Source organism: Streptomyces rugosispiralis (assembly GCF_024505145.1).
GTDB classification, from domain to species: Bacteria; Actinomycetota; Actinomycetes; order Streptomycetales; family Streptomycetaceae; genus Streptomyces; species Streptomyces rugosispiralis.
In genome coordinates this window covers 61,970-78,244 of the sequence record NZ_JANIAA010000029.1, presented here as the reverse complement: position 1 = coordinate 78,244, position 16,275 = coordinate 61,970, and the positions used below count along the sequence as shown (strand labels likewise).

Annotated in this window: 15 protein-coding genes; 8 read left to right on the top strand and 7 right to left on the bottom strand. The window is 73.8% G+C overall.

Features of this window, described 5'->3' with window-relative positions; translation table 11 throughout:
* Positions 1–12 precede the first annotated feature (12 nt).
* Positions 13–1,095, bottom strand: coding sequence for a sugar ABC transporter substrate-binding protein (locus NP777_RS32455; protein WP_256653743.1), 1,083 nt, complete (start codon positions 1,093–1,095; stop codon positions 13–15).
* 179 nt (positions 1,096–1,274) lie between these two features.
* On the bottom strand, positions 1,275–3,833 hold the full coding sequence (locus NP777_RS32450; protein WP_391858616.1) for a SpoIIE family protein phosphatase: 2,559 nt from the start codon (positions 3,831–3,833) through the stop codon (positions 1,275–1,277).
* A 235-nt stretch (positions 3,834–4,068) separates the two neighbouring features.
* Here NP777_RS32450 and NP777_RS32445 point away from each other — a divergent pair, with 235 nt between their 5' ends.
* From NP777_RS32445 to NP777_RS32430, 4 genes are all read left to right on the top strand, one after another.
* Entirely contained in the window at positions 4,069–4,563 is a 495-nt protein-coding gene (locus NP777_RS32445) for a GNAT family N-acetyltransferase (protein WP_256653741.1), read from the top strand.
* Positions 4,564–4,877: 314 nt separating this feature from the next.
* Positions 4,878–5,414 (top strand): polysaccharide lyase family 7 protein, encoded by a 537-nt coding sequence (locus NP777_RS32440; protein ID WP_308405282.1) that lies wholly within the window; start codon positions 4,878–4,880, stop codon positions 5,412–5,414.
* A gap of 12 nt (positions 5,415–5,426) precedes the next feature.
* The gene (locus NP777_RS32435) at positions 5,427–6,035 is read left to right on the top strand and encodes a hypothetical protein (RefSeq protein ID WP_256653740.1); all 609 of its coding nucleotides are present in this window, start codon (positions 5,427–5,429) and stop codon (positions 6,033–6,035) included.
* Positions 6,032–6,790, top strand: coding sequence for a fibronectin type III domain-containing protein (locus NP777_RS32430; protein WP_256653739.1), 759 nt, complete (start codon positions 6,032–6,034; stop codon positions 6,788–6,790). The genes NP777_RS32435 and NP777_RS32430 overlap by 4 nt, the downstream gene beginning before the upstream one ends.
* An 11-nt stretch (positions 6,791–6,801) precedes the next feature.
* Here NP777_RS32430 and NP777_RS32425 read toward each other — a convergent pair whose 3' ends face one another.
* On the bottom strand, positions 6,802–7,557 hold the full coding sequence (locus NP777_RS32425) for a TetR/AcrR family transcriptional regulator (protein ID WP_256653738.1): 756 nt from the start codon (positions 7,555–7,557) through the stop codon (positions 6,802–6,804).
* A gap of 135 nt (positions 7,558–7,692) precedes the next feature.
* Between NP777_RS32425 and NP777_RS32420 the strand changes: the two genes are divergently transcribed.
* Together NP777_RS32420 and NP777_RS32415 are read left to right on the top strand one after the other, a co-directional pair.
* Complete coding sequence (locus tag NP777_RS32420; RefSeq protein WP_256653737.1) at positions 7,693–8,865, top strand: FAD-dependent oxidoreductase; 1,173 nt, start codon at positions 7,693–7,695, stop codon at positions 8,863–8,865.
* Complete coding sequence (locus NP777_RS32415) at positions 8,862–9,746, top strand: alpha/beta fold hydrolase (protein WP_256653736.1); 885 nt, start codon at positions 8,862–8,864, stop codon at positions 9,744–9,746. Before NP777_RS32420 ends, NP777_RS32415 begins: the two co-directional genes overlap by 4 nt.
* Positions 9,747–9,756: 10 nt before the next feature.
* On the opposite strand, the gene NP777_RS32410 is transcribed toward NP777_RS32415, so the two are convergent.
* The 3 genes from NP777_RS32410 to NP777_RS32400 all read right to left on the bottom strand — a co-directional run bounded on the left by NP777_RS32410 (position 9,757) and on the right by NP777_RS32400 (position 12,619).
* A complete protein-coding gene (locus NP777_RS32410; protein WP_256653735.1) occupies positions 9,757–10,782 on the bottom strand; it encodes a dipeptidase in 1,026 nt (341 codons plus the stop codon).
* A gap of 375 nt (positions 10,783–11,157) precedes the next feature.
* Positions 11,158–12,063 carry an EamA family transporter gene (locus NP777_RS32405; RefSeq protein WP_256653787.1) on the bottom strand — a complete coding sequence of 302 codons (906 nt, stop codon included), beginning with the start codon at positions 12,061–12,063 and terminating at the stop codon, positions 11,158–11,160.
* Positions 12,056–12,619, bottom strand: a complete 564-nt coding sequence (locus NP777_RS32400) for a MarR family winged helix-turn-helix transcriptional regulator (protein WP_256653734.1) — start codon at positions 12,617–12,619, stop codon at positions 12,056–12,058. Before NP777_RS32400 ends, NP777_RS32405 begins: the two co-directional genes overlap by 8 nt.
* A 90-nt stretch (positions 12,620–12,709) precedes the next feature.
* Between NP777_RS32400 and NP777_RS32395 the strand changes: the two genes are divergently transcribed.
* Together NP777_RS32395 and NP777_RS32390 are read left to right on the top strand one after the other, a co-directional pair.
* Positions 12,710–13,492: an MBL fold metallo-hydrolase gene (locus NP777_RS32395; protein ID WP_256653733.1), complete on the top strand. Its 783-nt coding sequence runs from the start codon at positions 12,710–12,712 to the stop codon at positions 13,490–13,492.
* Positions 13,492–14,145, top strand: coding sequence for a DedA family protein (locus NP777_RS32390; protein WP_391858618.1), 654 nt, complete (start codon positions 13,492–13,494; stop codon positions 14,143–14,145). The genes NP777_RS32395 and NP777_RS32390 overlap by 1 nt, the downstream gene beginning before the upstream one ends.
* Positions 14,146–14,554: 409 nt before the next feature.
* Here NP777_RS32390 and NP777_RS32385 read toward each other — a convergent pair whose 3' ends face one another.
* The gene (locus tag NP777_RS32385) at positions 14,555–16,198 is read right to left on the bottom strand and encodes an FAD-dependent oxidoreductase (protein ID WP_256653731.1); all 1,644 of its coding nucleotides are present in this window, start codon (positions 16,196–16,198) and stop codon (positions 14,555–14,557) included.
* Positions 16,199–16,275: the final 77 nt, after the last annotated feature.

The following is a 16,275-nucleotide window of genomic DNA, read 5'->3' as shown; positions in this document are numbered from 1 at the left end:
CCGCTCCTCCCTTCATTCCGCGTCGTGCGGTGAGCCGCCCCGGTCGATGAGCCCGGCCTTGCGGCAGTCATCCGCGTACTCCTTGGTGCATATCTGATCGACGCGATACAGACCGTCCTTGATGACGGTGCTCTTGATGTTGCGCGCGGTCACGGCCACCGGCTCGAGCAGCACCGCGGGGATGCCACGGGTGGTGGAGTTGTTGACCCGCTGCTTGGTGATCTTGCTGAGCGAGTGGCCGCGGCCCAGCGCGACGGCCATCTCCGCGGCGGTGTACGCCTCGGGCTTGAACGGCTTGTAGACGGTCATGTACTGCTCGCCCGCGAGGATCCGCTGAAGGCCCGCGACCTCGGCGTCCTGGCCGGTGACCGGCGGTATCGGATGGATCCGGGCCGCCTTGAGGGCGGTGATGACGCCCGAGGCCAGGCCGTCGTTGGCGGCGAGGACGCCGTCGATGCCGTCGGGGCCCAGGGCGGCGATGGCGGCGGCCATGTTGCGGTTGGCGTTCTCCGGGCGCCAGCCGGCGGTCTCATAGGACTTGGCGATCTTGACCTTGCCCCGGAGGACGGACCGCGCTCCCCGTTCGAACCAGCCCGCGTTCGGGTCGGTCGACGAACCGTTCATCATGACGATCTGGCTGCTCCTGGCCTTCGGGCCCAGCGCCCTCAGCAGCGCCTCGCCCTGGAGCTTGCCGACCCTTCCGCCGTCGAAGGAGACATAGCCGGAGATGGGCCCCTCGGCGAGACGGTCGTAGGCGACGACCGGGACACCGGCGCGGCGGGCCTGGACCACGGAGTGGCGGACGGCCTTGGCGTCCACCGCGTCCAGGATGAGGACATCGACCCCGTTGGTGATCATGGCGTCGATCTGGTTGCGCTGGGAGGTCGGATCGTGCTGGGCGCTGGAGTAGCTCACCGTGCAGCTCCGGCAGAGCTGCTTGACCCGCTGCTGGATCAGGGGCGCGTCGAAGCGCTCGAAACGGACGATCTCGTTCTCCGGGAGCAACAGGCCGATCCGCAGCGGCCCGCGGTGGGTTCCGGCCGCGCCGACCGTCTCGCCGATCTGGGCCGCCTTGCCGCAGGCGGCGAGGGTCACGGCCAGGACGAGGCCCGCCGCGACGGCGACGGCCGCGCGGAGGCGGTCGCGCCGACGGGAACGCGCACGGGGACGCGCACGGGAACGCGTCGGGGGGTGAACCCGGGAACGCGTACGGGAACGGGTCATCGCCGAGCGCGTACGGGAACGGATCATCGCCGAGCGCGTATGGGAACGGCTCATCGCCTCGCCCTCCTCCTTCTCGGCCTCCTCCTCCCCGTGGCCCCCTCGTCCCCCGCCCTCCGCTTTTCGGCTCCCGCGTCGGCCGGGCCTTCCGGGGCTTCCTCCGGAGGCTGTTCCGGGGGCTGTTCCGGGGCCCCGCCCCGGGGCTCCGGATGCGGGGACGACAAGCTGATCTCGCCCCAGACCTGCTTGCCCCCGCTCAGCGGCACCGAGCCCCAGGTCTGCGACATCGCCTCGATGAGCAGCAGCCCCCGCCCGCCGGTGGCCTCCCAGTCCACGGTCGTCGGTTTGACGGGGGTACGCGGCGAGAGGTCGCTCACCGCGATCCGCAGCCGGTCCGCGGTCAGCGTCAGATTCAGCCGCACCTCGCCGCGGGTGTGCACCAGGGCGTTGGTGACCAGCTCGGAGGTGACCAGCAGGGCCACGTCCAGCTCGTCCTCCACCCCCCAGTTGCGCAGGGTGCGCGCGGTGAAGCGGCGGGCGTGCATCACCGCGTCGGGCAGCCGCCACACCGTCCAGCTCGCCCGGGTGGGCCGCACCCGCATCCCGTCGTAGCGCAGCAACAGCAGTGCCACGTCGTCGTCCCGGCGGCTGTCCCCGCCGAGCAGCGCGTCCGCGACCCCGCCGGGGTCGGACGGGTCGGCGCGGGCGAGGGCCTGGCAGGCCCGGCGCACCCCGTCGTCCAGGTCGAGCCGGGCGGACTCGACCAGGCCGTCGGTGAGCAGGGCGAGCAGGGTGCCGGCGGACAGCCCGGCCGCGGTCATCGGGAACTCGGCGTCCGCGACCACGCCCAGCGGCGGGCCGCCCTCGACGTCGAGCTCCGCGGTGGTGCCGTCCGGTTGGCGCAGCAGCGGCTGGATGTGCCCGGCCCGGACGAACCACGCCTCGCCCTCCTCCATGTCGAGGTCGGCGTAGCAGCAGGTCGCGAAGAGATCGGTCTCCATGCCGACGAGGAGGCGGTTGGCGTGCGCCACGACCACATCGGGCGGGTGGCCCTCCACCGCGTAGGCCCGGATGGCGGTGCGCATCTGGCCCATGATCGTGGCGGCCGCGGCGCTGTGGCCCTGCACATCGCCGATGACCAGCGCCACATGGCCGTCCGGCAGCGGGATGACGTCGTACCAGTCGCCGCCCACCTCCAGGCCCATCGTCGCGGGCAGATAGCGGGTGACGGCCACTCCGCCGGGCAGCTCCGGCAGCTTCCGGGGCAGCAGGCTGCGCTGGAGCATGGTGGCCAGCTCGTGCTCGGCGTCCAGGGCGTGGGCGCGTACGAGGGCCTGGCCCACCAGACCGGCGGTCGCGGTCAGCAGCGAGCGCTCCTCCGGGCCGAACTCATGCCGCTCCTCCCAGCCGATCAGGCATACGCCGACGATCCGGCCGTCCGCCGGGAGCGGGAGGACGGCGAGGCCGCCGGGGCCGATACCGGCGAGCCCGGGTTCCAGATCGGCGCCCTCGGGCCAGATGCTGACCTGTCCCTCCCGCAGCGCCTCCGCCAGCGTGGGCAGGGCGTGGCTGGGCGGCTCGGGCCATTCGGAGCGCCAGGCGGCCCGCCACACCTCGGGCCAGGCGGCGGGTTCGGCGGGGGCGAGGACGCCGACCACCAGTTGATCGGCCTGCAGCTCGGCGACCGCGAGCCGGCCCGCCCCGAGCGGATCGCGCAGCGCGCCGACCACGGCCCGGCCGACGTCGCGGACGGTGGTGGCTCCGGCCAGGGCGGCGGACAGCCGCTGCACCAGGGAGACCTCGTCGGCGCGCGGCCGCAGGTAGGAGGTCTCCGCGAGCACGCCGAGCATGCGCCAGGGCGTGCCGTCCGCCGCCGTCTCGACCCGGGCGCGCAGGCCCAGCCAGCGCAGCTCGCCGTTGGGCCGGCGGATCCGGAACTCCAGCTGTGCGGTGCCGGAGGTCAGCAGATCGGGTTCCAGGACCGACATCAGGGCGGGGATGTCGTCCGGGACGGCGACCGCCAGCAGGGTTTCCACCCGTCCGTCGAAGTCCTCCCCGGGGATGCCGAAGAGGTCCAGCACCTGGGTGTCGGCGGTCATCCGCCCGCTGTCGAGGTGCAGCACGAACGAGCCGACCCGCAGCCGGTCCAGGGTGAGGCCGGGCAGTTCGGCTCCCCGCTGGGTGAGCGCCTGCGGTCCAGCCGCCTCGACCCCGGCGGCCACATGGTGGGCGTAGAGCTCGATGAACCCGCGGCGGTCGGCGTCGATCCCGCCGGGCGCCTCGTCCACCACCACCAGACAGCCCAGCCCCTTGCCGTCCCCGCCGAGCGGCAGCGCGCCCAGCCAAACGCCGGGCGTGGTGCGGGATTCGGGTGTGGTGGGCCCGATGGGGCCGTAGGCGGCGAGTTCGGTGGGGGTCAGCCACAGGGGGCGCCCGGCGCGGAAGGCGTCGGCGACGGGCGAGCGCCCGGACAGGGGGTAACGGGCCGGCAGCGCGTACGACCGTCCGGCACCGCTCACCGTCTCGGCCAGCCGCAGCTCGGCACCCTCCGCGTCCAGCACATAGACAGCCACCAACGCGGTCCCCGTGAACGTCAGCACATGCCCGGTCACAGCGCGCCTGCACCGCCTCCGTGCGTGGACCGCCGGTCTCGTGGGCGTACCCGGGCCCTTGATCGGCCTCCGCGCGGCGGCCGGTCACGACCACCGACGGGGCCTTCGCTGCCGTGCCCCCTCGAAAGGGATGGCGCCTCTCCTCAAAGCATGGCACAGCGGGGTGAACACGACTATATCCCCTCGGAGGTGACGGCGCTCGGCCACGATCCGGCGGCGCGGGAGACTGAGCGGCATGGTGCGACTGCGAGTGGTCACGACGGACGACTGGCCGATGTGGCGGGACGCCCGCCTGGCCGCGCTGGCCGACGCGCCGCACGCCTTCAAGTCCCGGCTCGCCGACTGGCACCGCGGCGGCGAGGAGCGGTGGCGCGCCCGGCTGGCGATGCCGGACGCCTACCACGTCGTGGCCCTGCTGGCCGGCCGGCCGGTCGGGATGGCGGGCGGCATGCCCGGGGGCGGGGACGGGCGGCCGCCGGAGCTGAGGTCGGTCTGGGTCAGCCCCGAGGCGCGCGGCCACGGCGTCGGCGGCCGGCTGATCGCCGCGGTCGAGACCTGGGCCCTGCGGACGGGCGCCACCGCGCTGCGGCTGGCGGTGATCCCGGGCAACGCACCCGCGATCGCCCTCTACGAGCGGCACGGCTTCGCCGCCACCCAGGAGCCGGGAGATCCGCCGGCCGACGGCGTGACCAGGGAGCTGGTCATGGTGAAGGCGCTGCGGCGGAGTTGACCCGGCCCACCCCGCCCGCCACCACAGTCATGAATTCCGTTCATTGATATGGACACGCCATCAACTCTGCCCTACCTTGACTCTTGGTCTAGACCATGATCCAGCACGGGAACGGAACAGACCGGAGGTGGGCCCATATGCCCGCATTACACACCAGACACACCAGACGCTCCCCCCGCTTCAGGGCGGCCCTGGCGTTCGCAGCGCTCCTCGGGGCCCTGTCGGCGGGGGTCGCGTCCGGGGGGACGGCCACGGCGAAGGAGGCCGCGGCGTCGCCGACGGATGGATGGACGCAGACGTCGTTCACATACTCGATGCACAAGCCGTGGAATCTCGACCTGAGCGAGCGCTACAGCTACAACTCGGGCACGAAGACCCACACCATGTGGGTGAACTCCACCGATGAGCCGCTCGAAGAAGGCAGCGACACCGATCCGCGCACCGAAATGCGGTGGAAGCAGGAGTACTCCTCGGGGAAGCACATGTGGGACGCCGATGTGTATGTGCCTTCGGGTACGAACGGCGCGGACATCATGCAGATCCTGCGGGGCAAGCACCCCAGCGGAACACCGGCCACCGACATCATGCTGCGGGCGTCCAGCGCGAACGGCGGGACGCTCAAGCGCTATACGGACGCCGTCATCAAGACCGGCATCTACAACACCTGGTGGAACCTGAAGGTGGCCCATGACGCGGACACCGGAAAGATCCAGGTCTACGTCGACGACAAGCTGGTGCTGACGGTCGACGACCGGGGACCGGCGACGCGCTACTTCAAGAACGGCGTCTATCACCACGGCAGTGGCCGGGCCGAGGCCCGGTTCCGCGACATCCGCTATTGGGTCAAGTAGAGGAGTGGGACCGTGTCCAGGAAACACCGTGTGATCGCCGGCCTGTCCGCCGCCTGCGGACTGCTGCTCGCGGCGTCGGGCGTCGCGCACGCCGAGGTCGAACCGGGCGGCTGGTCGTCCGAGTCCCCGAGGTTCAAGGTGCAGGAGCGGGGGTGCGGGGAGGTCGACGACCTCACCTTCAAGCTCACCTGCTCCACCGCGAGCGGGGACCAGCGGGCCGAACGGCGCTATGACACCTACACCGGCGGGACCCATCAGTTCGAGGGCTACTTCCGGGTCACCAGCATGGGCGGCACCCGGATCAGCCTGAAGCAGACGTTCAACGACACCGACGGCGACGCCGGTCCGTACTTCATGCTCGCGGTCGAGCGCGGCGGGCGGCTGTACGCCGTGCACGGCGGGGACACCCTGTCCAACGCGGGGACGGTCGGGGCCACGGTGCGCGTCAACACGGTGCACCAGGTGGGCAAGGAGCACCGTACGTACATCAACGGCTCGCTCAAGCACACCGTGGACAGCCCCGGCGGCAGCTTCTACGACAAGTTCGGGGCGTACCGCACCGGCAGCGGCAACGGCCCGGCCACCGTGGTGTGGAACAACGTGAAGTTCTGGCGCAAGTGAGCGGCTCGGTACGCGCCCTGGCGGCGGCGGTTCTCGTCGCCGCCGGGCTTTCCGGAATCAGTGGGTGTGCGGCCTCCACGGAAGCACCGGAAGCCCCCGGGAAGGCCCCGGCCGGGACCGTGCTCACCGTCACCCGGGTCTCCCCCGTCGACGCCGAGCTGCGCTGGCGCGGGAAGGCGCCGGGCGCCGCGGGGCGGATCGTGGAGTTCGCGACCGAGCCCCGGGGCCCCTGGACGATCCTCACCTACGCCCCGCCCGGACAGACCACCTACCGGCACCCGGATCTGATCCCGAAGACCCACTTCTCCTACCGGGTGCGGCCGTACTACGGACCCGCGTCCCGGCCGGTGGACGTCACCCTGCCCAGGGGCGCGTTCACCAAGGCGGAGCAGCGCCAGGAGCACACCTGGGCGCCGCCGCGCACCATCCGGCGGGCGGGGGTGCGCACCAGCCCCGTCCGGCGGCCGTCGGCGACCCCGACCGATCTGCGCGCGACCGTCATGCACGCCAACGGCATCCGGTTCACCTGGACCGACCACGCCGAGGGCGAGCGGGGCTATCTGCTGGAGGACCGGCCCCGGGGCGGCGACTCCTTCCGCCCCGTCGCCCTGCTCGACCCGAATATCAACTCCTTCGGGCTGATCACCCTGCCGAACGAGAAGCGGGCCTCCTACCGGGTCCGGCCGTTCGTCTACGGCGAGCGGTCCAACATCGCCCGGATCACCACCGGCGAGCGGCCCGCCGGGCGCGGCTGAGCGCCACCGCCTCAGTCCCCGGTACTCCCGGTGCTCCCGGTGCCCCGGGTGTCCACCGGGGACGGGGCGAGCACCTCCGGCAGCGGGGCGTGCCGCGCCCCGGCGATGAGGACGTCGAAGCCCCAGGCCAGCCGGTCCTGGGGGGATCCGGAGAGCAGCCGCGTGCCGAGCGCGGCGATATGCGGATGGGTCCGCGGTGAGACGTCCCGCACCACCGTGGCGAGCGCCTGCCAGTCCGCCTCGCTCTGGGCGGTGTCGCCGGGGGCCCGGTGGGCGTGCTCGGCCGCGGTCGCGGTGGCGAACTGCAGCAGCAGATCGACCAGCCACGCGGCCCGGTCGGGCTCGAGGCCGCCCTCGTCCAGCAGCGCCAGCAGCGCCTCCACCAGCTTCAGATAGTGCTTGCCGAAGGGGCGGGCCACCAGGGCGGACTGAGCGAGGCCGGGGTACTCGAACAGCACCGAGGTGTACGAGGTGAGGATCCGCACCAGCCGGTCGCGCCACTCGCCGTCCGCCGTCGCCGGGCTCAGGTCGACCGCGCCGAGGAGTTCGTCCAGGACGGCCGCGTGCAACTCGGCCATGTTGCGGACGTAGACGTAGAGCGAGGCCGGCCCGGTGTCGAGCTCCTTGGCCAGGCGGCGCATCGTCACCCGCTCCAGGCCCTCGGCACGCATGAGGTCGACCGTAGTGGCGATGATGCCTTCCCGGGTCAGGGCCGGTTTCGCCGGACGTTCCCGGCGGCTCCGCGGGGCGGTGGGGTGCGCTGTCATGGCGCTATCGTACCTGTGGACGAACGCGTTCGTCACGAACACGTTTGCAACGAACGCGTTCGCCGTCCTACGCTCCTCCCATCCGCGGCGCACCCTCGCGCCGAACCGGGGAGGCCCAGGGAGGCATCCATCGTCATGTCCACACAACGCCGTCAACGCCGTATCGCCATCGTCGGAGCGGGGCCGGGAGGGCTGACGCTGGCGCGCGTCCTGCACGTCCACGGCATCCCCTCGACCGTCTACGAGCTGGACGCGTCGGCGACCGCACGCGACCAGGGCGGCACGCTGGACCTGGACGAGGAGTCCGGCCAGCGGGCGCTGTCGCACGCCGGGCTGCTCGAGGAGTTCCGGCCGCTGAGCCGCCCGGAGGGCGGGGAGCTGCGTCTGCTCGGCAAGCACGCCGACGTCGCTTTCCACGTCCCGCCGCCGCGGGACGGTGCCCGCAACGAGCGTCCCGAGATCGACCGCAGGGTGCTCAAGGAGCTGCTGCTGGGGTCGCTGCCGGAGGGCACGGTCCGCTGGGGCAGCAAGGTCAAGGCGGTCACCCCCGGCACGGCGGGGCGGCCCGCGCTCAGCCTGGCCGACGGCACGACCGTCACGGCGGATGTGCTGGTCGGCGCGGACGGGGCGTGGTCCCGGGTCCGGCCCCTGCTGTCCGACGCGGATCCGGTCCACACCGGGGTGTCGTTCGTCGACGGCCTCCTGAGCGACGTGGACACCCGGCACCCGGCGGTCGCCGAACTCGTGGGCCGGGGCTCGATGTTCGCCCTCGCGGACGAGAAGGGGCTGTTCGCCCAGCGCAACGGCGGCGGCCGGATCCGCGTCTACATCGCGATCAAGGCGCCGGAGGAGCGGAGCCTTTCCGACCTCATCGACCCGGCGGACCCGGCGGCGGCCAGGAAGCGGCTGCTGGACCTCTTCCCCGACTGGGACGAGGGGCTGCGTGCGCTGATCGCCGACGGCGACGGCCCGCTCGTCCCCCGGCCCATCCACGCCCTGCCCATCGGCCACCGCTGGGACCGGGTGCCCGGCGTCACGCTCCTGGGCGACGCCGCCCATCTGATGTCCCCCTTCGCCGGGGCGGGCGCCAACCTCGCCATGCTCGACGGCGCGGAACTCGCCCTCGCCCTGGCCGCCCACGACGACCTGGAGACGGCCCTGAACGCCTACGAGACAGCCATGTTCCCGCGCGCCGAGGAGGCGGCCAGGCAATCGGCCGGCCACCTCGTCGACTTCTTCCAGCCGGACGCCCTGCGGATCCTGCGGGACGCCTTCGCCACGCTGACCGCCGGAGGTGCGGACCGATGACCACGCCCGACTCCACTGAACTCACCGGGTTCACCGTCGAGCCCTACCCCGGTCTGCCCCTGACGGTGCGGGACGTGGGCGCGGGCCGCCCCGTGCTCGTCCTGCACGGCGGCGGCGGACCCGCCAGCGTGAGCGGCGTGGTGGACCACTTCGCCGCCACCTCCCGGGTGCTGGCGCCGACCCATCCGGGCTGGGAGGACACCCCGCGGCCCGAGTGGTTCGCGAGCGTGGGAGACCTCGTCGAGACGTATCTGGATCTGCTGGACGACCGCGATCTGCGCGATGTCCTGGTCCTCGGCAGCTCCTTCGGCGGCTGGATCGCCGCGGAGATGGCCGTACGCGACCGGGGCCGCCGCATCGGCGGGCTGATCGTCATGGGCGCGTTCGGGCCGCGGATCGAGGGGCACGAGGTGCGATTCCCCACGGGCCCGCCCGGCCCGCCGCCCGGTGCGGGGTCCGGTGCGGGGTCCGGGCCTGGTGAAGGGTCCGGCCCCGGGGATGGCTCCGGCCCCGGCCAGGGTCCCGGCCCCGGCCAGGGTCCCGGGCCCGGCCAGGGTCCCGGCCCCGGGGAGGGCTCGGGCGCACCCGCGCCGCGCCGGGGGCCCTCGCCCGCGGCGCTCCAGGCGCTGGCGGCCTACGCCGGGCCGACGAAGTCCGACCCGAAGCTGCTGCACCGGCTCGCCCGGGTGACCGTGCCCGCCCTCGCGGTGTGGGGCGGGAACGACACCGTCGTCCCGCCCGACTACGGCCGCGCGTACGCCGCCGCCATCCCCGGGGCGCGCTTCGCGCTGATCCCGGGCGCGGGCCACCTCCCCACCCGGGAGGACCCGGAGGCGACGTTCGCCGCGATCGACGCGTTCCTGGCCGCCGCCGGGCGGTAGCCGCCGAACCTCAGCCGCGGCGCCCCAGCTCCTTGCGGAACAGCTCCAGCACATTGCCGCCGAGGATCTTCTCGATGTCCCCCTCCGGAAGGCCCCTTCGGACCAGCGCCTCGGTCACCAGAGGCAGTCCGCGGGGGCCTTCGAGGCCGGGGACCACCAGCCGGGCGTACTCGACGTCCTCGCAGCAGGGCGGGGTGGTGTCCGCGCTGACCTCCTTGATGAAGTCCGGCCCCAGGCCCACCCGGTCCACGCCGATCACCTCGGCGATATGGACGATGTGATCGGCCAGCCGGTCCACCGTGCGGTCGGCCGGATCGGTGGCCAGGAACTCGCCGAGGAAGTTGACGCACACCGTGCCGCCGGTGGCCGCGATCCCGCGCAGCTGCTCGTCGGTGAGGTTGCGATGGTGGTCCAGCAGGGCGCGGGCGGAGGAGTGGGTGGCCATCACGGGGCGGGTGGCCAGCTCCAGCACATGCGCCACGCCGGAGGCGCCGAGATGGGAGACGTCGAAGAGGATGCCCAGGCGCTCCATCTCCTTCAGCGCCCGGACCCCGGCCTCGGTGAGCCGGCTTCCGGTGGCGTCCTCACCGCTGCCGTCGGCCAGTGCGGTACGGCCCCAGTGGGCGAGCGAGGCGACGCGCACCCCGAGGCGGTGGAGGGTCGGGAGCAGCTCGACGTTGGCGTCCAGCCCGGGGGCGCTCTCCAGCGCCAGCACCAGGGCGATCCGGCCGTCGGCGAGCGCGGCGTCGATGTCGTCGCCGTCCAGGCACAGCCGTACCTCGTCGGCGTTGCCCTCGGCGAGGGTGTGGGCGCACTCGATCATCCGGAGCGTCTCGCGCAGCGCGCCTTCGGGGCGGAACTGGTCGTCGATGAAGACCGGGAGCACCTGCAGATCCACCCCGCCCTCGCGCAACTGCGGCAGCCAGCGCTCCCGGAAGTAGCCCGCCCAGCGGTGCGGCGGACGGGCGGTGACGGCGATCAGCAGGTCGTTGTGGGCATCGGCGACGACGGCGCGCTGGTGGAGTGCACGGCTCATACGGACAGCGGTGGCCTTTCGTGAGACCGGGAACCCCGGGGCCGGGGTTGGCGGCGGTCATCGTGGCGTACGGACCGCACGCCGGTCCACGGATTTTCGTCTGGCGGACGGGGATCGGCCCCGCGTGGACGCCGCGCGATGCTTTCCCCTCCCCGCCCCTTCCCGATACTGGGGCTCCGCCCCAGACCCCGGGGCCAGGGGTGGAGCCCCACCTTCCGGCCCCTCCAGGGGGCACCTCCCAGCGGTGGCTGGGGGAGTTTGAGGAGCGGGGGCCGGGGCGGAGCCTCCGGTTTCGGGAAGGAGCGGGGAGGGGAACAGCCCGCCGCAGGCGGCACGATCCACCGGGCATCCCCTGAGACCGCGTGCGGTACGCCGTCAGTTGAGGGCGATCAGCCCGATGGCCAGCGCCGCGCCGAGCAGGCCGACGGTCTGGGGCCGGGTGATCCGCTCCCGCAGGAACGTCAGCGCGAGCAGCACCGGCACCGCCGGATAGAGCGCGGACAGCACCACGGCGACGGACAGCAACTCCTGCCGGGTGGCGAGCAGATAGAGGATGGTGGCCAGGGTGCCGAGCGCGCCCGCCACCGCCGCCACGGCGGCCGCCCGGCGGGGCAGCCGCAAGGAGGCGCCGGTCGCGGGGAACAGCGCCAGGATGACGGCCACCGACACGGCCCGGCTGACCACCACCGGCCACCATCCGGCCGCGGCCGGTATCCGGGCGAGCGCGAAGAAGTGCAGCGCCAGGCCCACTCCGGCGACCAGCGCCAGGACGACGGCCGGGCGCGGCCGGTCGGCGCCCTGACCGTGCCCCGGCCGCGCCCCGTGTGCCTTACGCGGCCCGCTCGGCTCATGCGACTCGCTCGACTCGCTCGACTCCCCGCGCGAGACCAGCCAGAGCGCGGGCAGCCCGAGCGCGATCCCGGTGAGCGCCGGGGGCGAGGGCCGGTCGCCGAGGAGGGCGATCCCCGCCAGCACCGGCAGGCCCACCGCGGTGACATCGCTGACCGGCACCACGACGCTCATCGGCCCCTGGTTCATCGACCAGTAGAGGCACGCCACGCCCACACCGGTGCCGAGCCCCGAGAGCGCGCCCCAGCCCAGGGCCGCGGGCGGGGCGTTGGCGCCCTGGGTGAGCAGCACCGGGACCAGGCTGACCACCGTGCCGCCCGCCTGGGCACAGGCCGCGACCGTCACCCCGTGCCGGTGGCGGGAGACCAGGCCGCTCAGGAAGTGGGTGGTGCCGAAGCAGAGCGCCGAGGCGACGGCCAGCAGCTCACCCATGGTCCGCACGGGCCCCGTCCTCGGCCGCGGACCGGGCGGCGGCCCGGTCCGCGGCCCCGACCGGGCACTCCACGCCGTCCGGGGTACAGGCGGTCCGGTCGCACAGCCGGCACATCCGGTCGGCCGAGCCACTGCCCTGGTAGAGCCCGTCGAGCAGCGTGGCCAGCAGTGCGCCGAGGTCGCGGACCTGCGTCTCGCCGAGGCCGTCCAGCACCCCGGTGAGCCGGGAGGTCCGCGAGGTCAGCAACTGGCCCGCGGTCCGCCGGCCCTTGGCGGTGGGGTGGACCCCGGTCCAGTTGCCGATTCCGCGCCGCCGCTCGACCAGGGCGTCCCGCTCCAGCCCGTCCACCATCCGCACGGCCGCGGACTGGGTCAGCCCCACCCGGCGGCCGAGCTCGGTCACGCTCACCCCGGGGTCGGCGCGGAGCACGATCAGCGCGGCGGCCGCGCTCATGCTCAGTCGGGACGCGGCGGCCGGGGCGCTGAGCAGATCGTCCGTGATCGCCAGCGCCGTGGCCCCCAGCAGATTCGCTACCCGTTCCCTCTCGTCATGCATGAGTCATGCATACCCGGCGGGGCTGATTCCATGCGCCACCCGGCGGGGTGAGAGGATCGGAGCGAGACGGCCCGAAGGAGGAGGCGGGAGATGTCGGTGGAGATCACCTGGTGGGGGCATGCCACCGCGACCGTGCGGGACTCCGGTGTGCGGGTGCTGACCGACCCCCTCTTCGTACGGCGGCTGGCCCATCTGCGGCGCCGCCGGGGAGCCGTACCACCGGCCGCCGCGGCGGTGGCGGACGTGGCGCTGGTCTCGCATCTGCACGCCGACCATCTGCACCTCGGCTCGCTGGCCAAGCTGCTGCCCGGCACCCGGCTGGTGGTGCCGCGCGGGGCCGGGCGGGCGGTACCCGGGCTGCGGCGGGTGGCCGCGGCGCGGGGGCTGCGGGTGACCGAGATGGCGCCGGGGGACGTGTACACGGTCGGCGAGGTGCGGATCCGGGCGGTACCGGCCGCGCACGACGGGCGGCGGCTGCCGTACGGGCCGAGCCGGGTGCCCGCGCTGGGATATGTGCTGAGCGGCGAGTCGACCACGTACTTCGCGGGCGACACCGGGCTGTTCGACGACATGGCGGAGGCGGTGGGCGCCTGCGATGTGGCGCTGCTTCCGGTGGGCGGCTGGGGGCCGTACCTCGGTCCCGGCCATCTCGACGCGGGCCGCGCGGCCCAGGCGCTGGCGCGGCTGGGGGCGCGCTGCGCGGTGCCGGTGCACTACGGGACGTACTGGCCGATCGGGATGGACGCGATCCGTCCGCATGAATTCCACGCCCCGGGCGACGACTTCGTGCGCCACGCCGGGCGGCTGGCCCCCGACGCGGTGGTGCACCGGCTGGTGCACGGCGAGTGCGTGCGGCTGGAGCCCGCCAGGTGATAGGCGATCTGGCGGATCTGGCGCGGAGCGTGCCGTCCGAGTCGACGCAGCAGGCGGTGGGGTACCCCTCGCTGTACCTGCTGGTGGTGTTCGGGTCGCTGGTGCCGGTGGTGCCCACCGGGGCGGTGGTCTCCTCGGCGGCGGTGGTGGCCATCCACCAGACCGCTCCCCCGCTGTCGCTGCTGGTGGTCTTCGGAGTGGCCTCGCTGGCGGCCTTCTCCGGCGATGTGATGCTGTACTGGCTCGGGCGGCGCGGGGTGCGCTCGAAGAACGGCTCGCGGTGGCTGGAGCGGATCCACGACCACGCGGCGCCGGAGCGGCTGGACCAGGCGCGGGCGCGGCTGGACGAGCACGGGGTGGCGGTTCTGGTGCTGTCCCGGCTGGTCCCGGCGGGGCGGATCCCGGTGATGCTGGCCTGCCTGCTGGCACGCTGGCCGCTGCGGAGGTTCGCCCGGGGCGCCGGACCCGCGGCGCTGGCCTGGGCGGTGACGTATCAGCTGATCGGGATCCTGGGCGGCTCGCTCTTCCCCGAGCCCTGGGAGGGCGTGGCGGCGGCCGTGGTCCTGACGGTCGTGCTCGGCACGGCCCCCACGCTGTGGCGCCGCCTGCGCCGCCGTACCGCCCGCGACGCCCGGAGCGAAGCGGCGGGCTGACGCCCCCGCGCCGCCCTGGGCCGGGCCCGAACAGCCCGGCTCGCTCCGGCGGCGCCCCTGCCGCTCCGGCCCGCCCGGCGGGTCTTTCCCCTCCCCGCCCCTTCCCGATACCAAGGGCTCCGCCCCTGGACCCCGGCACCCGGGGCGGAGCCGCATACCGATGCCGCGGGAACGGCGGAGCCCCGACCCGGTGTCTGGTGCGGAGCCCAGTCCGGGGCCTGGGGCGGAGCTCGGTCCGGGGTCTGAGGCAGAGCCCGGTGCGGGGCCCGGGGCGGAGCCTAAGTTTCGGGAAGGGGCGGGGAGGGGAACCAGCCCGCCGCAGGCGGCACGGTCCGTCGAGCGTCGCCTGGGCCCGGCGCCCGGTGTGGCGAGCCGCCGCCGCGGGCCGGGGGCGGCCGGTGCGGGGGCGTCAGGCGTCCAGCCGCAGAACCTCTCGCAGCGCACGCGTCACCGCTGCCTCCGGGTCGGGCACCGAGCGCTCCGCACGCCAGGCGACGAAGCCGTCGGGGCGGACCAGGACCGCTCCGTCGGGGGCGGTGCCGTGGAGTTCGGCCCAGTCCTTGCCCGGTTCGGGGGCGAGTTCATGGTCCGGGCCCTCGCCCACCCGGTAGCAGTCCAGCGGTACGCCGAGGGCGTCGGCGGCGCGGCGGCCCGCCTCGTGCCAGGCGGCGCCGCCCGGCCCGGTGAGCAGCACGCACGTGCGCTCGTACAGATCGAGGGTGGACAGCCGCACCCCGCAGCGGTGCACCCACATATGGGGTGCGCGGCTGCCGGGCTCGGCCGAGACCGCGAAGTGGTCGGGCACCGCGGGCGCGGAGGGGTCGGCGCCCGCGACCGCGCCGCGCACATAGCGGTAGCCCATGGCGACGGCCATGACATTGGACTGCGGGCCCCGGCCCTCGGTGGCCGGTGCCGAGTAGCCGGGGTGGCTGTGCTCGGCCGAACGGGCGGCGGCGCGGGCGCTGGTGGCCTGGGCGACCGGCCGCCGCTCCATGCCGTAGGTCTCCAGCAGCGCGGGACCCGCCCAGCCGCCCAGGACGGCGGCGAGCTTCCACGCCAGGTTATGGGCGTCCTGGATACCGGTGTTGGAGCCGAAGGCGCCGGTGGGCGACATCTCGTGCGCGGAATCCCCGGCGAGGAAGACCCGGCCGTCGGAGTAGTGGTCCGCCACCCGCTCGGCCGCGTGCCAGGGCGCCTTTCCGGTGACCTCGACCTCCAGGTCGGGCATGCCGACGGCGGTGCGGATGTGCTGGGCGCAGCGCTCGTCGTCGAACGCCTCCAGCGGTTCGCCGCGCTCGGGGTGCCAGGGGGCGTGGAAGACCCAACTCTCCTGGTTGTCGACGGGCAGCAGCGCCCCGTCGGCCTCGGGGTTGGTGAGGTAGCAGGCGATGAAGTGGCGGTCCCCGACCGCGTCCGCGAGCCGCTTGGCGCGGAAGGTGATGGACACGTTGTGGAACAGCTCACCGCGTCCGCTCTGCCCGATGCCGAGGGCCTCGCGGACCGGGCTGCGGGGGCCGTCGGCGGCGATGAGGTAGTCCGCGCGAACCGTGGAGCGCCGCTCGGACCTGCGGTCCAGGAGGGTGACGGTGACCCCGTCCGCGTCCTGCTCGAAGGAGAGCAACTCGGTGGAGAACCGCAGGTCGCCACCGAGCCCCTGGGCCGCGCTCAACAGCACCGGCTCCAGGTCGTTCTGGCTGCACAGGCACCATCCGGCAGGGCTGATCCGGGCGGCCTTGCCACCCGGGTCCAGCTCCCGGAAGAGCCAGTTGCCCTCCGTACCGGTGAGGGACGGAGTCTGCAGGATTCCGTGGTTGTCGGCCAGCACGGACGCGGCCTCGCGGATCGCGGACTCCACCCCGGCGGTGCGGAACAGTTCCATCGTCCGGATGTTGTTCCCCCGTCCGCGCGGGTGGTGCGAGGTGCGCGGGTGTTTTTCGACCAGCAGATGACCGATCCCCAGTCGGCCCAGGAACAGTGAGGCGGACAGGCCCACCAGGGAGCCGCCCGCGATGAGGACGGGCACACGCTCAGCATTGTCGGCAAGACGGTTCATTTTGCAGCTATGCCCGGTGTTTCCGGGCCGCTCCGGGGCGCTGACCAGGCGTTCGCTCGGATGGCTCACATATCTCG

Coding starts and splice junctions, on each gene's coding strand:
- NP777_RS32445 (WP_256653741.1), top strand. CDS start 4,069: ATGGTGCGACTGCGAGTGGTCACGACGGACGACTGGCCGATGTGGCGG.
- NP777_RS32440 (WP_308405282.1), top strand. CDS start 4,878: ATGCACAAGCCGTGGAATCTCGACCTGAGCGAGCGCTACAGCTACAAC.
- NP777_RS32425 (WP_256653738.1), bottom strand. CDS start 7,557: ATGACAGCGCACCCCACCGCCCCGCGGAGCCGCCGGGAACGTCCGGCG.
- NP777_RS32420 (WP_256653737.1), top strand. CDS start 7,693: ATGTCCACACAACGCCGTCAACGCCGTATCGCCATCGTCGGAGCGGGG.
- NP777_RS32415 (WP_256653736.1), top strand. CDS start 8,862: ATGACCACGCCCGACTCCACTGAACTCACCGGGTTCACCGTCGAGCCC.
- NP777_RS32410 (WP_256653735.1), bottom strand. CDS start 10,782: ATGAGCCGTGCACTCCACCAGCGCGCCGTCGTCGCCGATGCCCACAAC.
- NP777_RS32405 (WP_256653787.1), bottom strand. CDS start 12,063: ATGGGTGAGCTGCTGGCCGTCGCCTCGGCGCTCTGCTTCGGCACCACC.
- NP777_RS32400 (WP_256653734.1), bottom strand. CDS start 12,619: ATGCATGACGAGAGGGAACGGGTAGCGAATCTGCTGGGGGCCACGGCG.
- NP777_RS32395 (WP_256653733.1), top strand. CDS start 12,710: ATGTCGGTGGAGATCACCTGGTGGGGGCATGCCACCGCGACCGTGCGG.
- NP777_RS32385 (WP_256653731.1), bottom strand. CDS start 16,198: ATGAACCGTCTTGCCGACAATGCTGAGCGTGTGCCCGTCCTCATCGCG.